Below are 15115 nucleotides of genomic sequence, written 5' to 3'. Positions count from 1 at the left end.
ATGGGGATATTCTTGTTGGCTATAATGCCATAACAACCCTCAAAATATTCCTCAATATCGAAACTTTTCTTCATCTTAAAGTGCTTGTCGGTTAGCGCCATATCAAGCACTCTATCGAGGGCATAAAGTCGATAGTCGTCAGCAGGGCGGTTGCCACCATCCTCTTTGTTTTGCCTTTGGTTGCGTTCAGAGTAATAAGGACTACGAGCCAGCACATACCATCTACGGTTAATCACTTTCAGATAATAAGGCTCTATCTCAAAACTATTCTCTATAGGTTTACCAAATCCTTGATAAGTGATGTAAAGCACCTTTTCTTCTCGCATAGCCTGCATGATATTGGTTAGCCATTCATGTCCCGAAGGAATATCCTCGAAAAGTATTCGCCCTTCCAGCTTTTTATCAGCTTGCACTTGGTTAAGCACACTGTAACTATCAATCAGCCAAGAGCGTAAACTATCACTTTTCAGTTTTTCAGGCGCATCAATATAATAACACCTATTTGTATTTTCAAATCAGCAAATAATTTTGCTATATCAGCATTTAATAAAGTTCCATTTGATTGAATTGCAAAATAAACAATGACATTAGAATCAAAGACTTCATGGGCATAATTTACAAACTTTATAAAGAATTCTTTTTTCTGCATAAGTGGTTCTCCTCCATGAAACACAAATAAGAACTCTTTTATATTATTTTCTATACAATGTTCATAGAATTTATTTATAGACAAGATTGCCACTTCCTCAGGCATAATACCAAGCAAAGTTTTGAAAGATTTATCTTCCAAGTTATACATGTAGCAATACTTGCAATTAAGATTACACCTGTTAGTTATTTTTAATAATACAGAATTTATTATCATAACGTTTAGCTTGAAGAATTTTTCCAACATAGTATTGAATTACAATACTATGTTGAAAGAAGAAATTACAACAACATATTTGTTACACTGCTGTATTTGTCCCATGAAACATCTCCATGAGCCTTAAGATGATTAGTAGGTGAATTAGTTGGTTTACCATGACCTCCACCTCTCATACTGCTTAAGCATTTGTCAAGCGTGCTGTTACCTAAACTGCAATTTGAACTTCCAAGGAGCTTTGCAGTTTCGTCAAGCGATAATCTAAATTGCTTACTCATAATAATTTATTTATAAATACCAAACCATAAGTTTTAAGTCTTTGGTTATTTGTGGACTTTATCTTTTATTTCTTAAATCGTGAAGTATCAACCTCGTCATAATCCTTATGGGTAAAGCTACCAAATTTATAGGAAAATGTGATACCCCAATTTCTAAATGCAGTAAAATCCATTTTCAATTTTTGGTTTCTATAATGTATCTCCGGATTAATGGACGAAGTTTCGAAAATATCATTGCAATATATCTTTAACATACATTTCTTTTGCCAGAACTGATAAACAACATTTGCATCTACACTGCCAGAAGCCGGCAAATCATATATGGCTTGTATTGCTTTCGTCCGTATTACTCCATTTAAATTGACAAATAACTTATTCGGAATAACAATAAATGTATTTCTTAGATTGAATCGCGCCCATAGTTTATTACGATTAAATGGTATATCATAAAATTGGGTGCATTTTTCTTTTTGCCAAGCTATCATAATGTCAAAATTTGAGGAATATTTAGTCCCTATATTTAAAGGTGCTGATAATTGGAAGCCCAACTGTTGTTGATAATTAAAATTTAGGCTTTTATATATTACTTTTAACTCATCAGGCATTTGATAAGGAATCTGCTTAAAATAGTCGTCAACATAATTATACCAAACATTAAGATTGTATTTTTTACGAAAGAGGTACAATAAGTTAATGTTATATTCTCTTGAAGGTTTTAGAGCAGGATTGCCTACTATGAGATCATACCCACCATTAGTATAGTCGGTAAAATTCTTAACCTCCCAATAATTAGGGAATACACTTTGACTGCTAAAACCCAATTGAACAAAATGAGGACTTTTGGGAGCATACGTCATTATAACAGAAGGATACATACACCATTTATTCCAACTTGGATTATGATAATACTCTGCCGCTAAGGATAAATTTATTGTAAACATTTTAGATATATTGTAATCTGTGCCCACAAAAATATTCACTATATCCTCGTTAGCAAGGAAAGAATCATTCACAGGGAAGTTTTCTGTATTATTTCCAGTGGAGGAGTAATATTGATTACTGTGATCTCTACTCAATGTGTAATATGCACCAAAGTTTAGTGAAAGAGCCTCTGATAATTGGTTATTTTTCACAACATCAAACTCCACACGATTTATTTTTTGTCTTTCTTCACTTGAAAAGTTGAGGATACGATTAGGCAAGGTACTATTTAACAACTGACTTGATGGTAAATTGTAATATGTATATTCAGTGGCAAGGCTTAGACCGCAAGGCAGGGCATAGCTTAAACTGAAATTATGCAGTGTGCTTTCTGTCTTGTTGAATATTTTTGACTCTATATTTCCTGAAATGTTATTTTCTCCATTTAATCTCTTGAAATTTCCATTATAGGCAAAAGATAAGTAATGATAGTCGCTCCAATTATAGTCAATGCCAAATCGTATTGAGTTTTCTGTATATTTGCTTAACAATGACGATTTTGTGTTGATGTTATAAATATTTCCGTCACTTAATTGATGGATTGCCTCTTCTCTTTCCTTGGAGAATCTCTTGCCTTTATCAAATTTATAGATTAAATTAGCCGAAAACTTACCTTTGTTGTAATTTAATACTATTTGATCATTAAATTTTGCATAATGGCTTTGATTATATGAAGTTATTATATTACCTTGTATATTGTTATGAGCATGATTAAGTAAAATATTTATGACAGCCCCTCTCACCAAGTATTTTGCCGGAGCCGTATATATTACTTCTGTAGACTTAATCTGATCGGCAGGGATAGACTTGAGCAGTGTGTTTAACTGATCGGCATCTATCGTTAATTTTTTCCCATTCAACATGACTGTCACGCTCTTGCCTGAGAGGGATAACACACCATTATGATCATTTACGGCTGGTAGCAACCTAATTGCGTCGTATGCATTGTCAATGCCTTTATTTTCGATTAACTTAGAGATATTATAGATTAGTTTTGTCCCATCTGTCTTCACAATTGGGCGTTGACCTTTAACCATCACTTCGGGCAATGTGCGGATAATGCTGTCCACCATTAATGAGCCATTGTCAATTTGTGCATGTGCAGACAGTGCTAATAGTAACATAATAAAAAATGTAGAACTCTTTTTCATATTCATAGGTTCATGGATTTGAGTTGTTTGGTTACAAATACTATTATTATTGGTCGCAAATGTAAATAATTAAAATCAAACTTCCAAATTTTTATATAACTTTTTTCTTTCTTTTTATTTCCTTGTTTTTCTCGTGATGTCCCGATATCAAAATTTACTTCTATTATACGTGTAACTTTGCTGCTTGATAACAATTTATTCACTCAATAACAAATGATTATGGAATCGAACAACAATGACAACTATGTTCTGGTATTGGAAGACCGCACGGAAGTGAAGAGCGAGAATGAAGCAGGAAAGCTCTCAGTAGTTTCAGGTATTGATGACAAAGGCAAACTCCAAACCACGGAAGCCCAAGATGTGCATCAAGCGGCCTTCTTGAAGTTCAACAACAAGGACGGCTTGCTGAAAAACTTCATGACCAATTTCCTCAAACAGTTCAACGAGCCAACTCGGTTTGGGCTCTACAAGGTAGTGGCTAACAATGTGGAGCAAGGCGTGGCATCACTACACTCGATGCTGCAAAATCGAGAGAAGCCAGAGAACAAGCAGCAGTTGGCAGACAGTCAGGTGCGCTTTGAGGACTTTCTGCCCAAGCAGAAGAATGCCACTGCCATTGACGAATCGAAGATTGATTGGAAGCAACTTGACAGCCTTGGACTTACCCGTGAGCGGTTGGAACAAAGCGGAGAGTTGGCAAAAATGCTCAACTGGCAGAAGAGCAATCTTATAACGATTGCCATACCTTTTGGTGACACCACCATCTACACCGATGCCCGTTTGGCATTTCGTACCGATAGCGATGGCAACATCGGTTTGGCAGTTCATCCACTCCGCAAAGAGCCACAGCTCGATTTCCCTTATATGGGACACAAGTTCTCGCCCGAAGAGAAAGAACAACTCCTTGTAACGGGCAATCTTGGCAAGACCATTGAGATTACGCCCAAGAATAGAGAGCCATTTGCTGCCTATGTCTCTATTGACCCACAGACCAACGAACTCATCGCCCTTCGTGCCGACCGTGTGGCTATCCCAAAGGAAATCAAAGGCGTTACGCTTTCCGATGCACAGTATAAAGACCTTGTAGAAGGCAAAGCTGTGAAAGTGGAAGGAATGACCGCCAAGAGCGGTAAGTCCTTTGATGCCACCCTGCAAGTCAATGCCGAGAAGAAAGGCATCGAGTTTATCTTCGATGGCAAGCAAGGATTGAAAGAGCGACAGCAGCACACGCAGCAACAAGGCGCACCACATAAACTCTGCGGTTTGGAACTGAGCGAAAAACAGCGTGAAGCCTTGGACAGCGGTCGCACGCTCTATCTGAAGAATATGGTGGACAAGGAAGGGCAATCCTTCAATGCCTACGTCAAGATGGACAAGGAACAGAACCGCCCCCGCTTTTACAAGTGGAATCCTGACAAGAAGCAGGAGACCGGCAAGGAAAAGGTGGTAGCCGTAGCCGAAGAACACAAAACACAGATTGCCGTGAACAATCAAGGCAAGACCAACGAAGCCACCAAGAACGTGAACGAGCCGTTAAAGTCCGGGCAGACACAGCCCACTGATGCCCAAAAGCAGAAGCAGGACGAAAAGAAACAGCAACGCCGCGGACGTAAGATGTAACCCTTAAAACCAAACCCGACTATGATTACTTGTATTATTGCCGAAAAGCCATCGGTGGCAAGAGACATTGCCCACATCGTTGGAGCAAACAACAGACAGGACGGATATTTAGAAGGTAACGGTTATGTGGTTACATGGGCGATGGGACATCTCATCACCCTTGCCATGCCCGAAGCCTACGGTTTTGCAGCCTATAAAGCCGAAGACCTGCCCATCCGTCCCAATCCCTTCCAACTTATCGTTCGTCAAGTACGCAAGGATAAGGAGTACACATCAGACCCCGCAGCACTCAAACAGCTCAAAGCTATTCGAGGTTGTTTCGACAGAGCCGGCCGCATCATCGTAGCCACCGATGCCGGGCGTGAAGGTGAACTTATCTTCCGCTATATCTATCAGCACTTGAACTGCCATAAGCCTTTTGACAGACTTTGGATTTCCTCGCTCACGGACAAAGCCATCCGTGAAGGACTTGCCCATCTCAAAGCGGGAAGTGCATATGACAATCTCTATCACTCCGCCAAGGCAAGAAGCGAAGCCGACTGGCTTGTGGGCATCAATGCCAGCCGTGCCCTGTCCATTGCACGCAAAGGCGGTTACTCTTTGGGACGGGTACAGACCCCAACCCTTGCTATGGTCTGCCGTCGGTATATAGAAAATCGTGATTTTTCTTCCGTCCCCTATTGGAAACTCTCCGTAGCAGGAGAGAAAGAGGGCATATCGCTGAAAGCCGTGAGCAGTAGTGCATTTGACAATGAAGCCGATGCACAGTCCGCTCTCGCCATACTTCGCGAACAGAGCCGGCTTACCATGACTTCGGTCGCAAAAAAGGTGGGACATACGTCGCCACCCCCTCTTGTACGACCTCACTGCCCTACAGAAGGAAGCCAACCGAAAGCACGGCTTTTCAGCAGATAAGACCCTCTCAATAGCGCAGAGCCTCTATGAGAAGAAAATCACGACCTATCCCCGCACAGGCAGTCGATACATCAGCGAAGATGTTTTCGAGGAAGTACCCGCCTTGCTCGGCAAGATAGGACAAGGATTATCTTTCCCACTTAATCGCCACTCGGTGGACAACGACAAGGTAACCGACCACCACGCCATCATCCCTACGGGTGAAACTCCATCAGGACTATCGGCAGACGAAACGACCATCTACCAAATGGTAGTCCATCGTTTCATCGAAGCCTTTTCTCCCGATTCAGAGGAGGAGCGTATGCAGGTGGAACTGACCGACGGTACAAACACCTTCATTTGGAAGGCGTGCCGAAGTATCTCCTTGGGCTGGAAAGCCGTGCAGCAAGGAATTGGCACGAACGATGAAAAAGGCAAGGAGGATGAAGAACAGACCTTGTCCGTGTTGCCCAATTTGACAGAAAACGAGCTATTACCACTGCTTTCTTCAGAGATTACCGAGTACAAGACCAAGCCAAAGCCGCTCTATACAGAAGCCACTTTGCTTTCCGCAATGGAAAATCCGTGCCAACGAGAGCAGAAACGAACTTGTTCGGATATGCCGAGTGCAGCCAGATTTCGCAGAACGCAAAACGCAGGGAAAGAGGTCGCAGATGCAGAAAGTAAAAGAGCAATGGCAGAATGCGGCATCGGTACACCTGCCACCCGAGCCAACATCATCGAGACACTTATCCTGCGTGACTATATCCGAAGGGACAAGAAAGCCATCATTCCCACCGAAAAAGGCTTGGCAGTCTATGAGATTGTCAAGGACAAGAAGATTGCCAATGCAGAGATGACAAGAAGTTGGGAACTTGCCCTTGCTGCCATCGAGGCGGGAAAAATGCCTGCAGATAAGTTTTCACAAGGCATCAACTCCTACGTTGGCACCATTTGTGAGGAACTGCTCTCGCTGGCTCCAAAACAGAAGTCCTATCCTGTATACCGTTGTCCAAAATGCGGACAGCAGAGTGTCGGCATCTATGCCAAGGTAGCCAAATGCAGACATGAGAGCTGTGATTTCCGCATCTTCCGTGAAATCTGCGGCATACTTCTCTCTGAAAATAATGTCCGTGACTTGATAAGTTCCGGTCGTACGCCTGTCCTTAAAGGCTTGACGAGTAAGGCAGGAAAGCAGTTCAATGCTCGTCTTGTCCTTAATGAAGATTACACCACATCTTTTGAATTTGAAAACAGGAAAGGAAAACAACGAGGGAGATAATCTCTATAGAAACAAAGCGGAACAGAACAGGTCGGAAGGTGATATACTGTGATCTTCCGACCTTTTTCCTCCTTAATTAAAAAGAAAAAACTATGGCATACAATAAGAAAAACGTCCTTGAAGCCAACACTGAAGCCATCCGTGTTGTGCTTCGCTTGGAAAAAGAACACCGCGAAGCCACCGAAGCAGAAAAAGGCATATTGCGTGGCTATCAGGGCTTCGGTGGCTTGAAATGCGTGCTGAATCGATGTGACAGTCCCGATGACCTCCGCTATTGGAGCCAATCGGAGCAACAACTTTTCGAGCCTACCCAAAGGCTCAAACAGATGATTTACCGTGATGCCGTCGATGCCAATACCGCCAAGCGGTACTGGGAGAGCATCAAGGCAAGCGTACTGACCTCCTTCTATACCGATACCCGTATCGTTGCCGCCATTTCCGATGCGCTTACTTCTGTAGATGTACCCATACGTCGCTGCTTGGACCCTTCGGCAGGCATGGGAGCCTTTACCGAGACTTTTGCTAAAAGGACTGGTATGGTCGATGCAATGGAAAAAGATTTGCTCACTGCCCGTATCTCACAAGCCATTCATCCTTATGGGAAAGGCAATATCATTGTCCGCCAAGAACCCTTTGAAGCCATTGGGGAACTGGAAGAAAAGGACAAGTACGACCTTATCACCAGCAACATTCCCTTTGGCGACTTTATGGTCTATGACCGTAGCTATAGCAAGGGAGAGAACATCCTTAAACGGGAATCCACCAGAACCATTCACAATTATTTCTTTGTGAAAGGGCTGGACACTATCAAAGAAGGCGGACTTCTTGCATTTATTACCTCGCAGGGCGTATTGGACAGCCCCAAGAATGAAGCCATCCGCCGTTACCTCATGCAGAACAGCCGACTTATCTCCGCTATCCGTTTGCCTTCGGGTATGTTCTCCGAGAATGCAGGTACGGATGTAGGCAGCGACCTGATTGTCCTGCAAAAGCAGTCGGGTAAAGAAATTGGTGAGGGCATTGAACAGCAGTTTGTACAAACCGCCTCTGTCCCAAAAGGCGACGGCTTCTCTATTGCGTTCAATCATAACTCCCTCTTCGAGGGCGAATGGAAGGATATTTCCCACCGTACGATTGCCATAGACAGACAAATGGGTACAGACCCTTACGGTAAGCCTGCTTGGGAATATACGTTTGACGGCAGTATCGAGGATATGGCTGACAGCCTGCGCACACAACTCTCTTTGGAAGTAGAGCAGCGTTTCGATCGTAAACTCTATGAAACCGGCATACCCATGACCGAGGAGGAATGGCAGGTACACATGGACAAGATGGTGCAAAAAGTACAAGAAAACATAAAAACGGAAGGAATACCTCAAGAACAGGAAATCAAGGATAAGGAGGAAAAGAAAGAGGACAAGGAAGATGAAAAAGAAGAAGAAAATACCTACAATTTGATGCCCGACAGCACCAAGAAGCAACTTCCCAAGCTCTATGCAACGGAAAAACAGCTCATTGGCGACCGCACGGCATACGCTCGCTATTTCTTTCCTATGGGAGCCTATACCGCTTATATGCTGGAATACGACCCCAAAGAACGCATCGGTTTTGGTGCCGTAACGATGGGCTACGGCTGGGAACTTGGGTATATGTCCCTTAAAGAAATGGAGGAAGTAAAGGTCAAAGGCTTGGGTATTGAGCGGGACTTATACTTCAAACCCACAAAGTTGCACGAGATTGCGGAACTGGAAGAGATTGTCAGAGAACAATACACTAAAGAACCCATCATTGAGGAAATCAAGGATGAAAGCCGTCAGGAAGTGCAGAAACCTGTACAGGAAGACAATCAACCACAAGCAATGGTAGAACAAGTCGAGGAGGTTTTGAAAGTCGAAGAAGCTGCGCCAGTTTTACATACAGAGCCTGAAACCGAACCAGCCCCAGAAGGTGTCCCCGTAATTACCCTTCAAAGACAATACGAACAAGAAAGCCGTGAAATTCGCACAGACGTGGAAGCCCCACGCGAGATGAACGGTCAGACGGTATTCTTTGATGAAGACCATCATCCGATTATGGATAGCACCATAGAGACAGAAGCCATGGAACAGTTCTTGTTTGCCCCAGAGGAATATAGTCTTTGGACACAAGATGTAGCCCGTGTAAATAATGAAATCAAAGAGGCTGCTCAACAAAAGAAGGTCAGCGATAACCAACCACTTTCTGCGAGCAGGCAACCCAAGCCGGCAAGAAGCACGCCAAGCAGTTCCCGCAGAAGCAAGAAAACTGCATCTGCTCCCGTCAGAGAGCCCTCGCTCTTTGACTTTATGGAGGAAGCCGAACCTCGCAAGCCACAGCCCATAGCAGAGGTTAAGAAAGAGTTTGATGCTTCACCGCGTCCGTTCCTTTCTTCTCCCGACTCACATTTGCGTGACGGCTCGATAGTCGTACAGAATGGGCAGGTAGGTTTCCTGTCTGACTTGAAACGACATCCTACCTTCAACCCGATGGACTTACCCTTTGCTCAGCTCTCACGGCTGAAAGCATATATTGAGATTAGGGAGAGTTATCACCGACTCTATGATTATGAGGCGAACAACCAAGCGGAGGACAAGGAAGAGCGTGAGAAACTCAATCGGCTTTATGACGGCTATGTAGGTCGTTGGGGGTACTTCAACCAGAAGACAAACACCGATGTCATCAAGATGGATGCCACCGGAGTGGAAATGCTGTTCTTGGAACGCTCCGAGAACGGCAAGTACATCAAGGCGGACATCTTCGACCACCCGACGGCTTTTTCCACCTCCGAACTGTCCATAGCTTCAGACCCGATGGAGGCATTGGGCGCATCACTCAACAAATACGGCACGGTGGAGCTTGACTATATGAGTTCTTTGCTTCCCGATATGGAAGAGAGCGATATGCTTTCTGCTTTGGAAGGACGCATCTTCTACAATCCCGAAGAGGACAGCTATGAGGTAGCCGACAAGTTTATTTCTGGCAATGTGATTGAAAAGGCGGAGCGTATCGAGTCGTGGCTCTTGGATCATCCGGAGCATGAGGAAGCGAAACAGAGTCTGACTGCCCTGCGTGCCGCCACTCCCACGCCCATTCCCTTTGCTGATTTGGATTTCAACCTCGGTGAACGCTGGATACCCGCGAAAGTCTATGGCAAGTTCGCCTCGGAGTTCTTCGAGACGGACATCAGGGTGAGTTATCATTCTAATATGGACGAGTATGCCATTGGCTGCGACCAAAAGAACGGTAATATCTGGCACAAATATGCTGTACAAGGTGAGTTTAGACGCTATGACGGACTCAATTTATTGAAGCACGCACTTCACAATACCATTCCTGACATTAACAAAAGCAAGACCATACTTGATGCGGAGGGTAATGAGAAGACGATTAAGGTTCGTGACGGTCATGCCATACAGATGGCAAATGCCAAGATTGAGGAAATCAGACAAGGCTTTGTAGATTGGCTCGGACGGACACCCGACACGTTCAAGGAGCAGCTCTCTGACCGTTACAACCGCCTTTTTAACTGCTTTGTGCGTCCCAACTTCGACGGTACGCATCAGTCGTTTCCCGACCTCGACCTTAAAAGATTGGGCATACAAGACCTTTATAAGAGTCAGAAAGATGCCGTGTGGATGCTGAAGACCAATGGAGGTGGTATCTGCGACCACGAGGTCGGTGCAGGTAAGACGCTTATCATGTGTACAGCAGCCTACGAGATGAAGCGGTTGGGATTGGCTAACAAACCGATGATTATTGGACTCAAAGCAAATGTATTCGATATTGCCGACACTTTTCGCAAGGCTTATCCCAATGCCAAGATACTCTATCCGGGAAAGAATGACTTCAGCAAGCAGAATCGCCAACGCATCTTCAATGACATCAAGAATAATGATTGGGACTGCATTATCCTCACGCATGAGCAGTTCGGCATGATACCGCAAGCATTGGAGATACAAGAAGCGATTTTGCAGAAAGAAAAAGATTCTGTAGAAGAAAATCTTGAAGTGCTCCGTATGCAGGGAGCGGACATTTCCCGTGCCATGCTCAAAGGTTTGGAGAAACGTAAGCAGACCTTGGAAGCCAAGTTGCAGGGCATTCAAGACAGCATTGCCGAGCGCAAGGACGATGCCGTGGATTTTAAGATGATGGGTATTGACCACCTTTTTGTCGATGAGAGCCATCAGTTCAAGAACTTGATGTTCAATACTCGCCACGACAGAGTGTCGGGCTTGGGCAATCCGGATGGCTCACAGCGTGCGCTCAATATGCTCTTTGCCATTCGCACCATACAGGAGCGGTCAGGCAAGGACTTGGGAGCAACTTTTCTTTCGGGAACTACTATCAGTAATTCGCTAACAGAATTATATTTGCTCTTCAAATACTTGCGCCCGCAAGCCTTGGAGAAGCAGGGCATTAACAGTTTCGACGCATGGGCTGCGGTCTTTGCCAAGAAGTCCACTGACTATGAGTTTTCCATCACCAATGAGATTATTCAGAAGGAACGCTTCAGAACCTTTATTAAAGTGCCTGAACTTGCCTTGTTCTATGCGGAGATTTGCGATTTCCGCACAGCAAAGGATATAGGCATCGATCGTCCCGAAAAAAACGAGATACTCCATAACATTCCGCCGACACCTGAACAGGAGGAGTTTATCGGCAAGTTGATGGAGTTTGCCAAAAACGGTGATGCCACGCTTTTGGGGCGTGCGCCGTTGAGCGAGAGTGAGGAAAAGGCAAAGATGCTGATTGCAACTGATTACGCCCGCAAAATGAGCTTGGATCTACGCATGATAGACGAAAACGGGTACTCGGATCATATTGACAACAAGGCAAGCCATTGTGCAAAGCTACTTAATGACTACTATCAGAAGTATGATGCACAGAAGGGTACGCAGTTTGTGTTCTCTGACTTGGGTACTTACAAGCCCGGTGGGGACTTCAATATCTATTCTGAGGTGAAGCGTAAATTGGTAGAAGATTATCATATCCCGTCTTACGAGATACGCTTTATTCAGGAGTGCAAGAACGAGAAAGCCAAAAAAGCGATGGTAGAAGCGATGAATCGTGGAGACATCCGCATTATCTTCGGTTCTACGTCCATGTTGGGTACCGGTGTGAATGCACAGCAGCGTGCCGTGGCTATCCATCATTTGGACACACCTTGGCGACCATCGGACTTGGAGCAGCGCAACGGGCGTGCCGTGCGTAAGGGAAACCTTATCGCCAAGGAGTTTGCAGACAACAAGGTCGATGTGATTATCTATGCCGTGGAACGGTCACTTGACAGCTACAAGTTCAACCTTCTGCATAACAAGCAATTGTTTATCAATCAGTTGAAGACCAATACGCTCGGTAGTCGTACCATTGACGAGGGATCGATGGACGAGGATAGCGGTATGAACTTTTCAGAGTATGTTGCCGTGCTATCTGGTAATACGGACTTGTTAGAGAAAGCCAAACTCGACAAGAAGATTGCCACGCTGGAATCCGAGCGTAAGAACTTCCTCCGTGAGCGTGATGCCGCAACGGGAAAATTGGCAGAGATTGACAGCTCCGTGTCTTTCCATTCAGACAAGATTAAGGAAGCGAAGGAAGACTTGGTGTGCTTTGAGAAGCGCGTGGAACGTGATGCAGAGGGCAATCCCATCAACAAACTGGTCGTAAAGGGCGTGGAAGACAGTACCGACATAAAGGTCATCGCCGCCCGTCTGCATGAGATAGAGGAAAAGGCTCGTACCAAGAGCGAGTACAACAAGATTGGCGAGGTTTACGGCTTTTCCATCATGGTCAAGACGGAGAGCAGTTCAAAGGATCTGTTTGATTGCTCGATAAACCGCTTCTTTGTCAAGGGACAGGAGAGCATCTACTATACTTATAATAACGGTAAGTTAGCGGCAGACCCGAAACTTGCCTGCGAGAACTTCGTAAATGCCTTGGAGCGTATCCCTAAGGTGATAGAGTCGCATGAGAAGGAAATGGCAAAGGTCGTGACCAACAAAGACGTTTACACCAACATTGCCAACAGTTCTTGGAAGAAAGAGGACGAGCTTCGCTCACTCAAAGGCGAGGCAGCAGAACTTGACAGAAAAATTGCACTTACATTGAACGAACCAAATGAAGAAAATGAAAAATCAAACGAAAATGACCAACCCGAGTATTTAAGACAAAATAGTAGTAATAGCCCAAATACTAAAAAGGAAGAGGAGGGGGTAATTTATTCAAGTTCTATGAATAATAGAAACAAACAAGAAGAAAGTAAGGGATATATTGTAAAATCCAGACTGAGATAAATAGCGATGGTGTATCATAATTGATACACCATCGTATTATATTATTTCCACAAAGAGTATTCTCTCCATTTTTCAGGAAAGCCCATGTCTTTCAAAACTACCAATTTGGGAGATTTGTCCAATAGGGTGAGCAAACTCTTTCTAAATGAGCTATCAGGACTGATTATTTGCTGCAAATACAAAATTACAGATAAGTAGGCAAACAACTTATTGTCCCTTATCGTTGCAGCTTCTTGCTTTGACAAGAAAGGATAATTCGTTCTATAAGGAAACTTCAAGGCTATTGTAAAGCGGCGATTCCATACACGACTATGATGGGCACAAGTATTGCGTAAAGACGATAAACCGTGCATCCAATTCTTCAAAATATCGACATTGTATAGTCCCAAATCTCTGCAGATTGTTTTACTAGAAGGATTATTCTTGTCCAAAGCAAAAAACAACTTACTCAATGTTCCCATAGAAACAACCTCTAAGGTCATCCACGCTGGCGGAAAAGCAGGTTCGCTATACTTTTGATAATAATGAGCTATAAATTCCTCATTACTTCGCTTGACCTCTTTCATTAAATCCCCTACAACAGGTTTATCATCTATAATCTCGTTGCGTGTCAATGCGATAAACTTATCGTGCTGAAAGTATAACTTATGATTGAGAAACCAAAAGGCGTCATTTTCATCAACGGAATAAGTTAAGGCGATTCTTGTTCTTAATGCCACCTCGATTTTTTCAATGGCATTGAAGATTAAAGAGCGTAAACGCCTATCAAAACAATAAAGGTCTATCACATCTTGAAAAGAAATGTCCTTTCTCAGAAATTCGTGATTAGCACCTTCCCCGTTATTTTGAAAAGGGTATGTGTATGCTCGTAATCTATAATAACTTATATTATAAAGATATTGGGACGCAAGTTTTTCGTCTCCAATATTAAGTCCTCGATCGCATAACTTTTTAACCTGCTCAGATGTGTCTATGGGCTTCTTTTCGTACCTCATAACCGTATATAAACTCGAAGACCTCCCCGGGTGCGCTGTTCTGATGAGAAGCGTGGGAAGTCATATTAACTGCAAAGTTACTACTTTTTTTTGAATGCGCAAGGAAAATGCCGAAAAAAATCATTGCAAGCGATGAATTTTCCATTAAAAGTAGCATCAAATGTAGAAATTACAAATATTTTTTGTCTGCAACCCTATCTTTATCGGTTCAATAGTTTCAAACAATATATGGTAAATTCCTTATCAAAGAAATAAGCGAGTACTGTTATCTTTGTGAGCGGTAAATCCGCAACTAACTTTTTACTTGTAAAGGTAATTATTTTGTTGTGTAAACACTTGCATTTACACAACAAAAATAATCTAATCAGGAAATCAATTACCAGCCATCTCGCTTCCGTACCATTTCATCTATCTCTTCCCGAAGGAAAAGCAATCGACCGTTAGCCTTGAGAAAGGGGATTTTCCCTGCCCAAACCCAGTTATAGATGGTCTTCTGCTCCACTTTGAGTATCTTGGAAACGTCGATGATGTCCAAGTATTCGGGTTTCAATGGAGGGTGAATGGTCGTATCGACAGATTGCTCTTGCAAAAACAGCAGATGGTCAAGTTTACTCTCAACAGTCATCAGCTTGTCAAACAAGCGTTTCTGCCATGTTTCTTCGGTTCTTTGGTCTATGTATGACATAATTCTCCTTTTTGATAGTTACCACTTGTGTCTTGCGACAAGATACGCTGCTC

The 15115-nt window shown here is 43.5% G+C and carries 8 protein-coding genes and 1 pseudogene; 3 read left to right on the top strand and 6 right to left on the bottom strand.

What is annotated here, in order from left to right; translation table 11 throughout:
- The 4 genes from F596_RS11060 to F596_RS0109215 all read right to left on the bottom strand — a co-directional run.
- The coding region (locus F596_RS11060) for a helix-turn-helix transcriptional regulator (RefSeq protein ID WP_019036731.1) at nucleotides 1-425 on the bottom strand (425 nt) is incomplete at its 3' end.
- Between the two features lie 41 nt (nucleotides 426-466).
- Nucleotides 467-865 carry a radical SAM protein gene (locus F596_RS0109225; protein WP_262498013.1) on the bottom strand — a complete coding sequence of 133 codons (399 nt, stop codon included), beginning with the start codon at nucleotides 863-865 and terminating at the stop codon, nucleotides 467-469.
- Between the two features lie 65 nt (nucleotides 866-930).
- Nucleotides 931-1143 (bottom strand): hypothetical protein, encoded by a 213-nt coding sequence (locus F596_RS0109220; protein ID WP_019036730.1) that lies wholly within the window; start codon nucleotides 1141-1143, stop codon nucleotides 931-933.
- A gap of 65 nt (nucleotides 1144-1208) precedes the next feature.
- On the bottom strand, nucleotides 1209-3281 hold the full coding sequence (locus tag F596_RS0109215) for an outer membrane beta-barrel protein (RefSeq protein WP_019036729.1): 2073 nt from the start codon (nucleotides 3279-3281) through the stop codon (nucleotides 1209-1211).
- Between the two features lie 213 nt (nucleotides 3282-3494).
- Between F596_RS0109215 and F596_RS0109205 the strand changes: the two genes are divergently transcribed.
- From F596_RS0109205 to F596_RS0109195, 3 genes and pseudogenes are all read left to right on the top strand, one after another.
- Nucleotides 3495-4895, top strand: coding sequence for a DUF3945 domain-containing protein (locus F596_RS0109205; protein WP_026302395.1), 1401 nt, complete (start codon nucleotides 3495-3497; stop codon nucleotides 4893-4895).
- A gap of 21 nt (nucleotides 4896-4916) precedes the next feature.
- Nucleotides 4917-7071 (top strand): annotated as a pseudogene (locus F596_RS11055) (type IA DNA topoisomerase).
- Between the two features lie 92 nt (nucleotides 7072-7163).
- Nucleotides 7164-13382: a helicase-related protein gene (locus tag F596_RS0109195; protein ID WP_019036726.1), complete on the top strand. Its 6219-nt coding sequence runs from the start codon at nucleotides 7164-7166 to the stop codon at nucleotides 13380-13382.
- Between the two features lie 41 nt (nucleotides 13383-13423).
- Here the strand turns inward: F596_RS0109195 and F596_RS0109190 are convergent, their stop codons facing one another.
- On the bottom strand, nucleotides 13424-14377 hold the full coding sequence (locus tag F596_RS0109190) for an Abi family protein (RefSeq protein ID WP_004352710.1): 954 nt from the start codon (nucleotides 14375-14377) through the stop codon (nucleotides 13424-13426).
- Nucleotides 14378-14753: 376 nt separating this feature from the next.
- The gene (locus F596_RS0109185; protein WP_019036725.1) at nucleotides 14754-15062 is read right to left on the bottom strand and encodes a helix-turn-helix domain-containing protein; all 309 of its coding nucleotides are present in this window, start codon (nucleotides 15060-15062) and stop codon (nucleotides 14754-14756) included.
- Nucleotides 15063-15115 lie beyond the last annotated feature (53 nt).

The sequence above is a fragment of the Prevotella amnii DSM 23384 = JCM 14753 genome, from assembly GCF_000378745.1.
GTDB lineage: Bacteria > Bacteroidota > Bacteroidia > Bacteroidales > Bacteroidaceae > Prevotella > Prevotella amnii.
This window is presented reverse-complemented; position numbering and strand designations above follow the sequence as displayed.

Coding starts and splice junctions, on each gene's coding strand:
- F596_RS0109220 (WP_019036730.1), bottom strand. CDS start 1,143: ATGAGTAAGCAATTTAGATTATCGCTTGACGAAACTGCAAAGCTCCTT.
- F596_RS0109185 (WP_019036725.1), bottom strand. CDS start 15,062: ATGTCATACATAGACCAAAGAACCGAAGAAACATGGCAGAAACGCTTG.
- F596_RS0109205 (WP_026302395.1), top strand. CDS start 3,495: ATGGAATCGAACAACAATGACAACTATGTTCTGGTATTGGAAGACCGC.
- F596_RS0109215 (WP_019036729.1), bottom strand. CDS start 3,281: ATGAATATGAAAAAGAGTTCTACATTTTTTATTATGTTACTATTAGCA.
- F596_RS0109225 (WP_262498013.1), bottom strand. CDS start 865: ATGATAATAAATTCTGTATTATTAAAAATAACTAACAGGTGTAATCTT.
- F596_RS0109195 (WP_019036726.1), top strand. CDS start 7,164: ATGGCATACAATAAGAAAAACGTCCTTGAAGCCAACACTGAAGCCATC.
- F596_RS0109190 (WP_004352710.1), bottom strand. CDS start 14,377: ATGAGGTACGAAAAGAAGCCCATAGACACATCTGAGCAGGTTAAAAAG.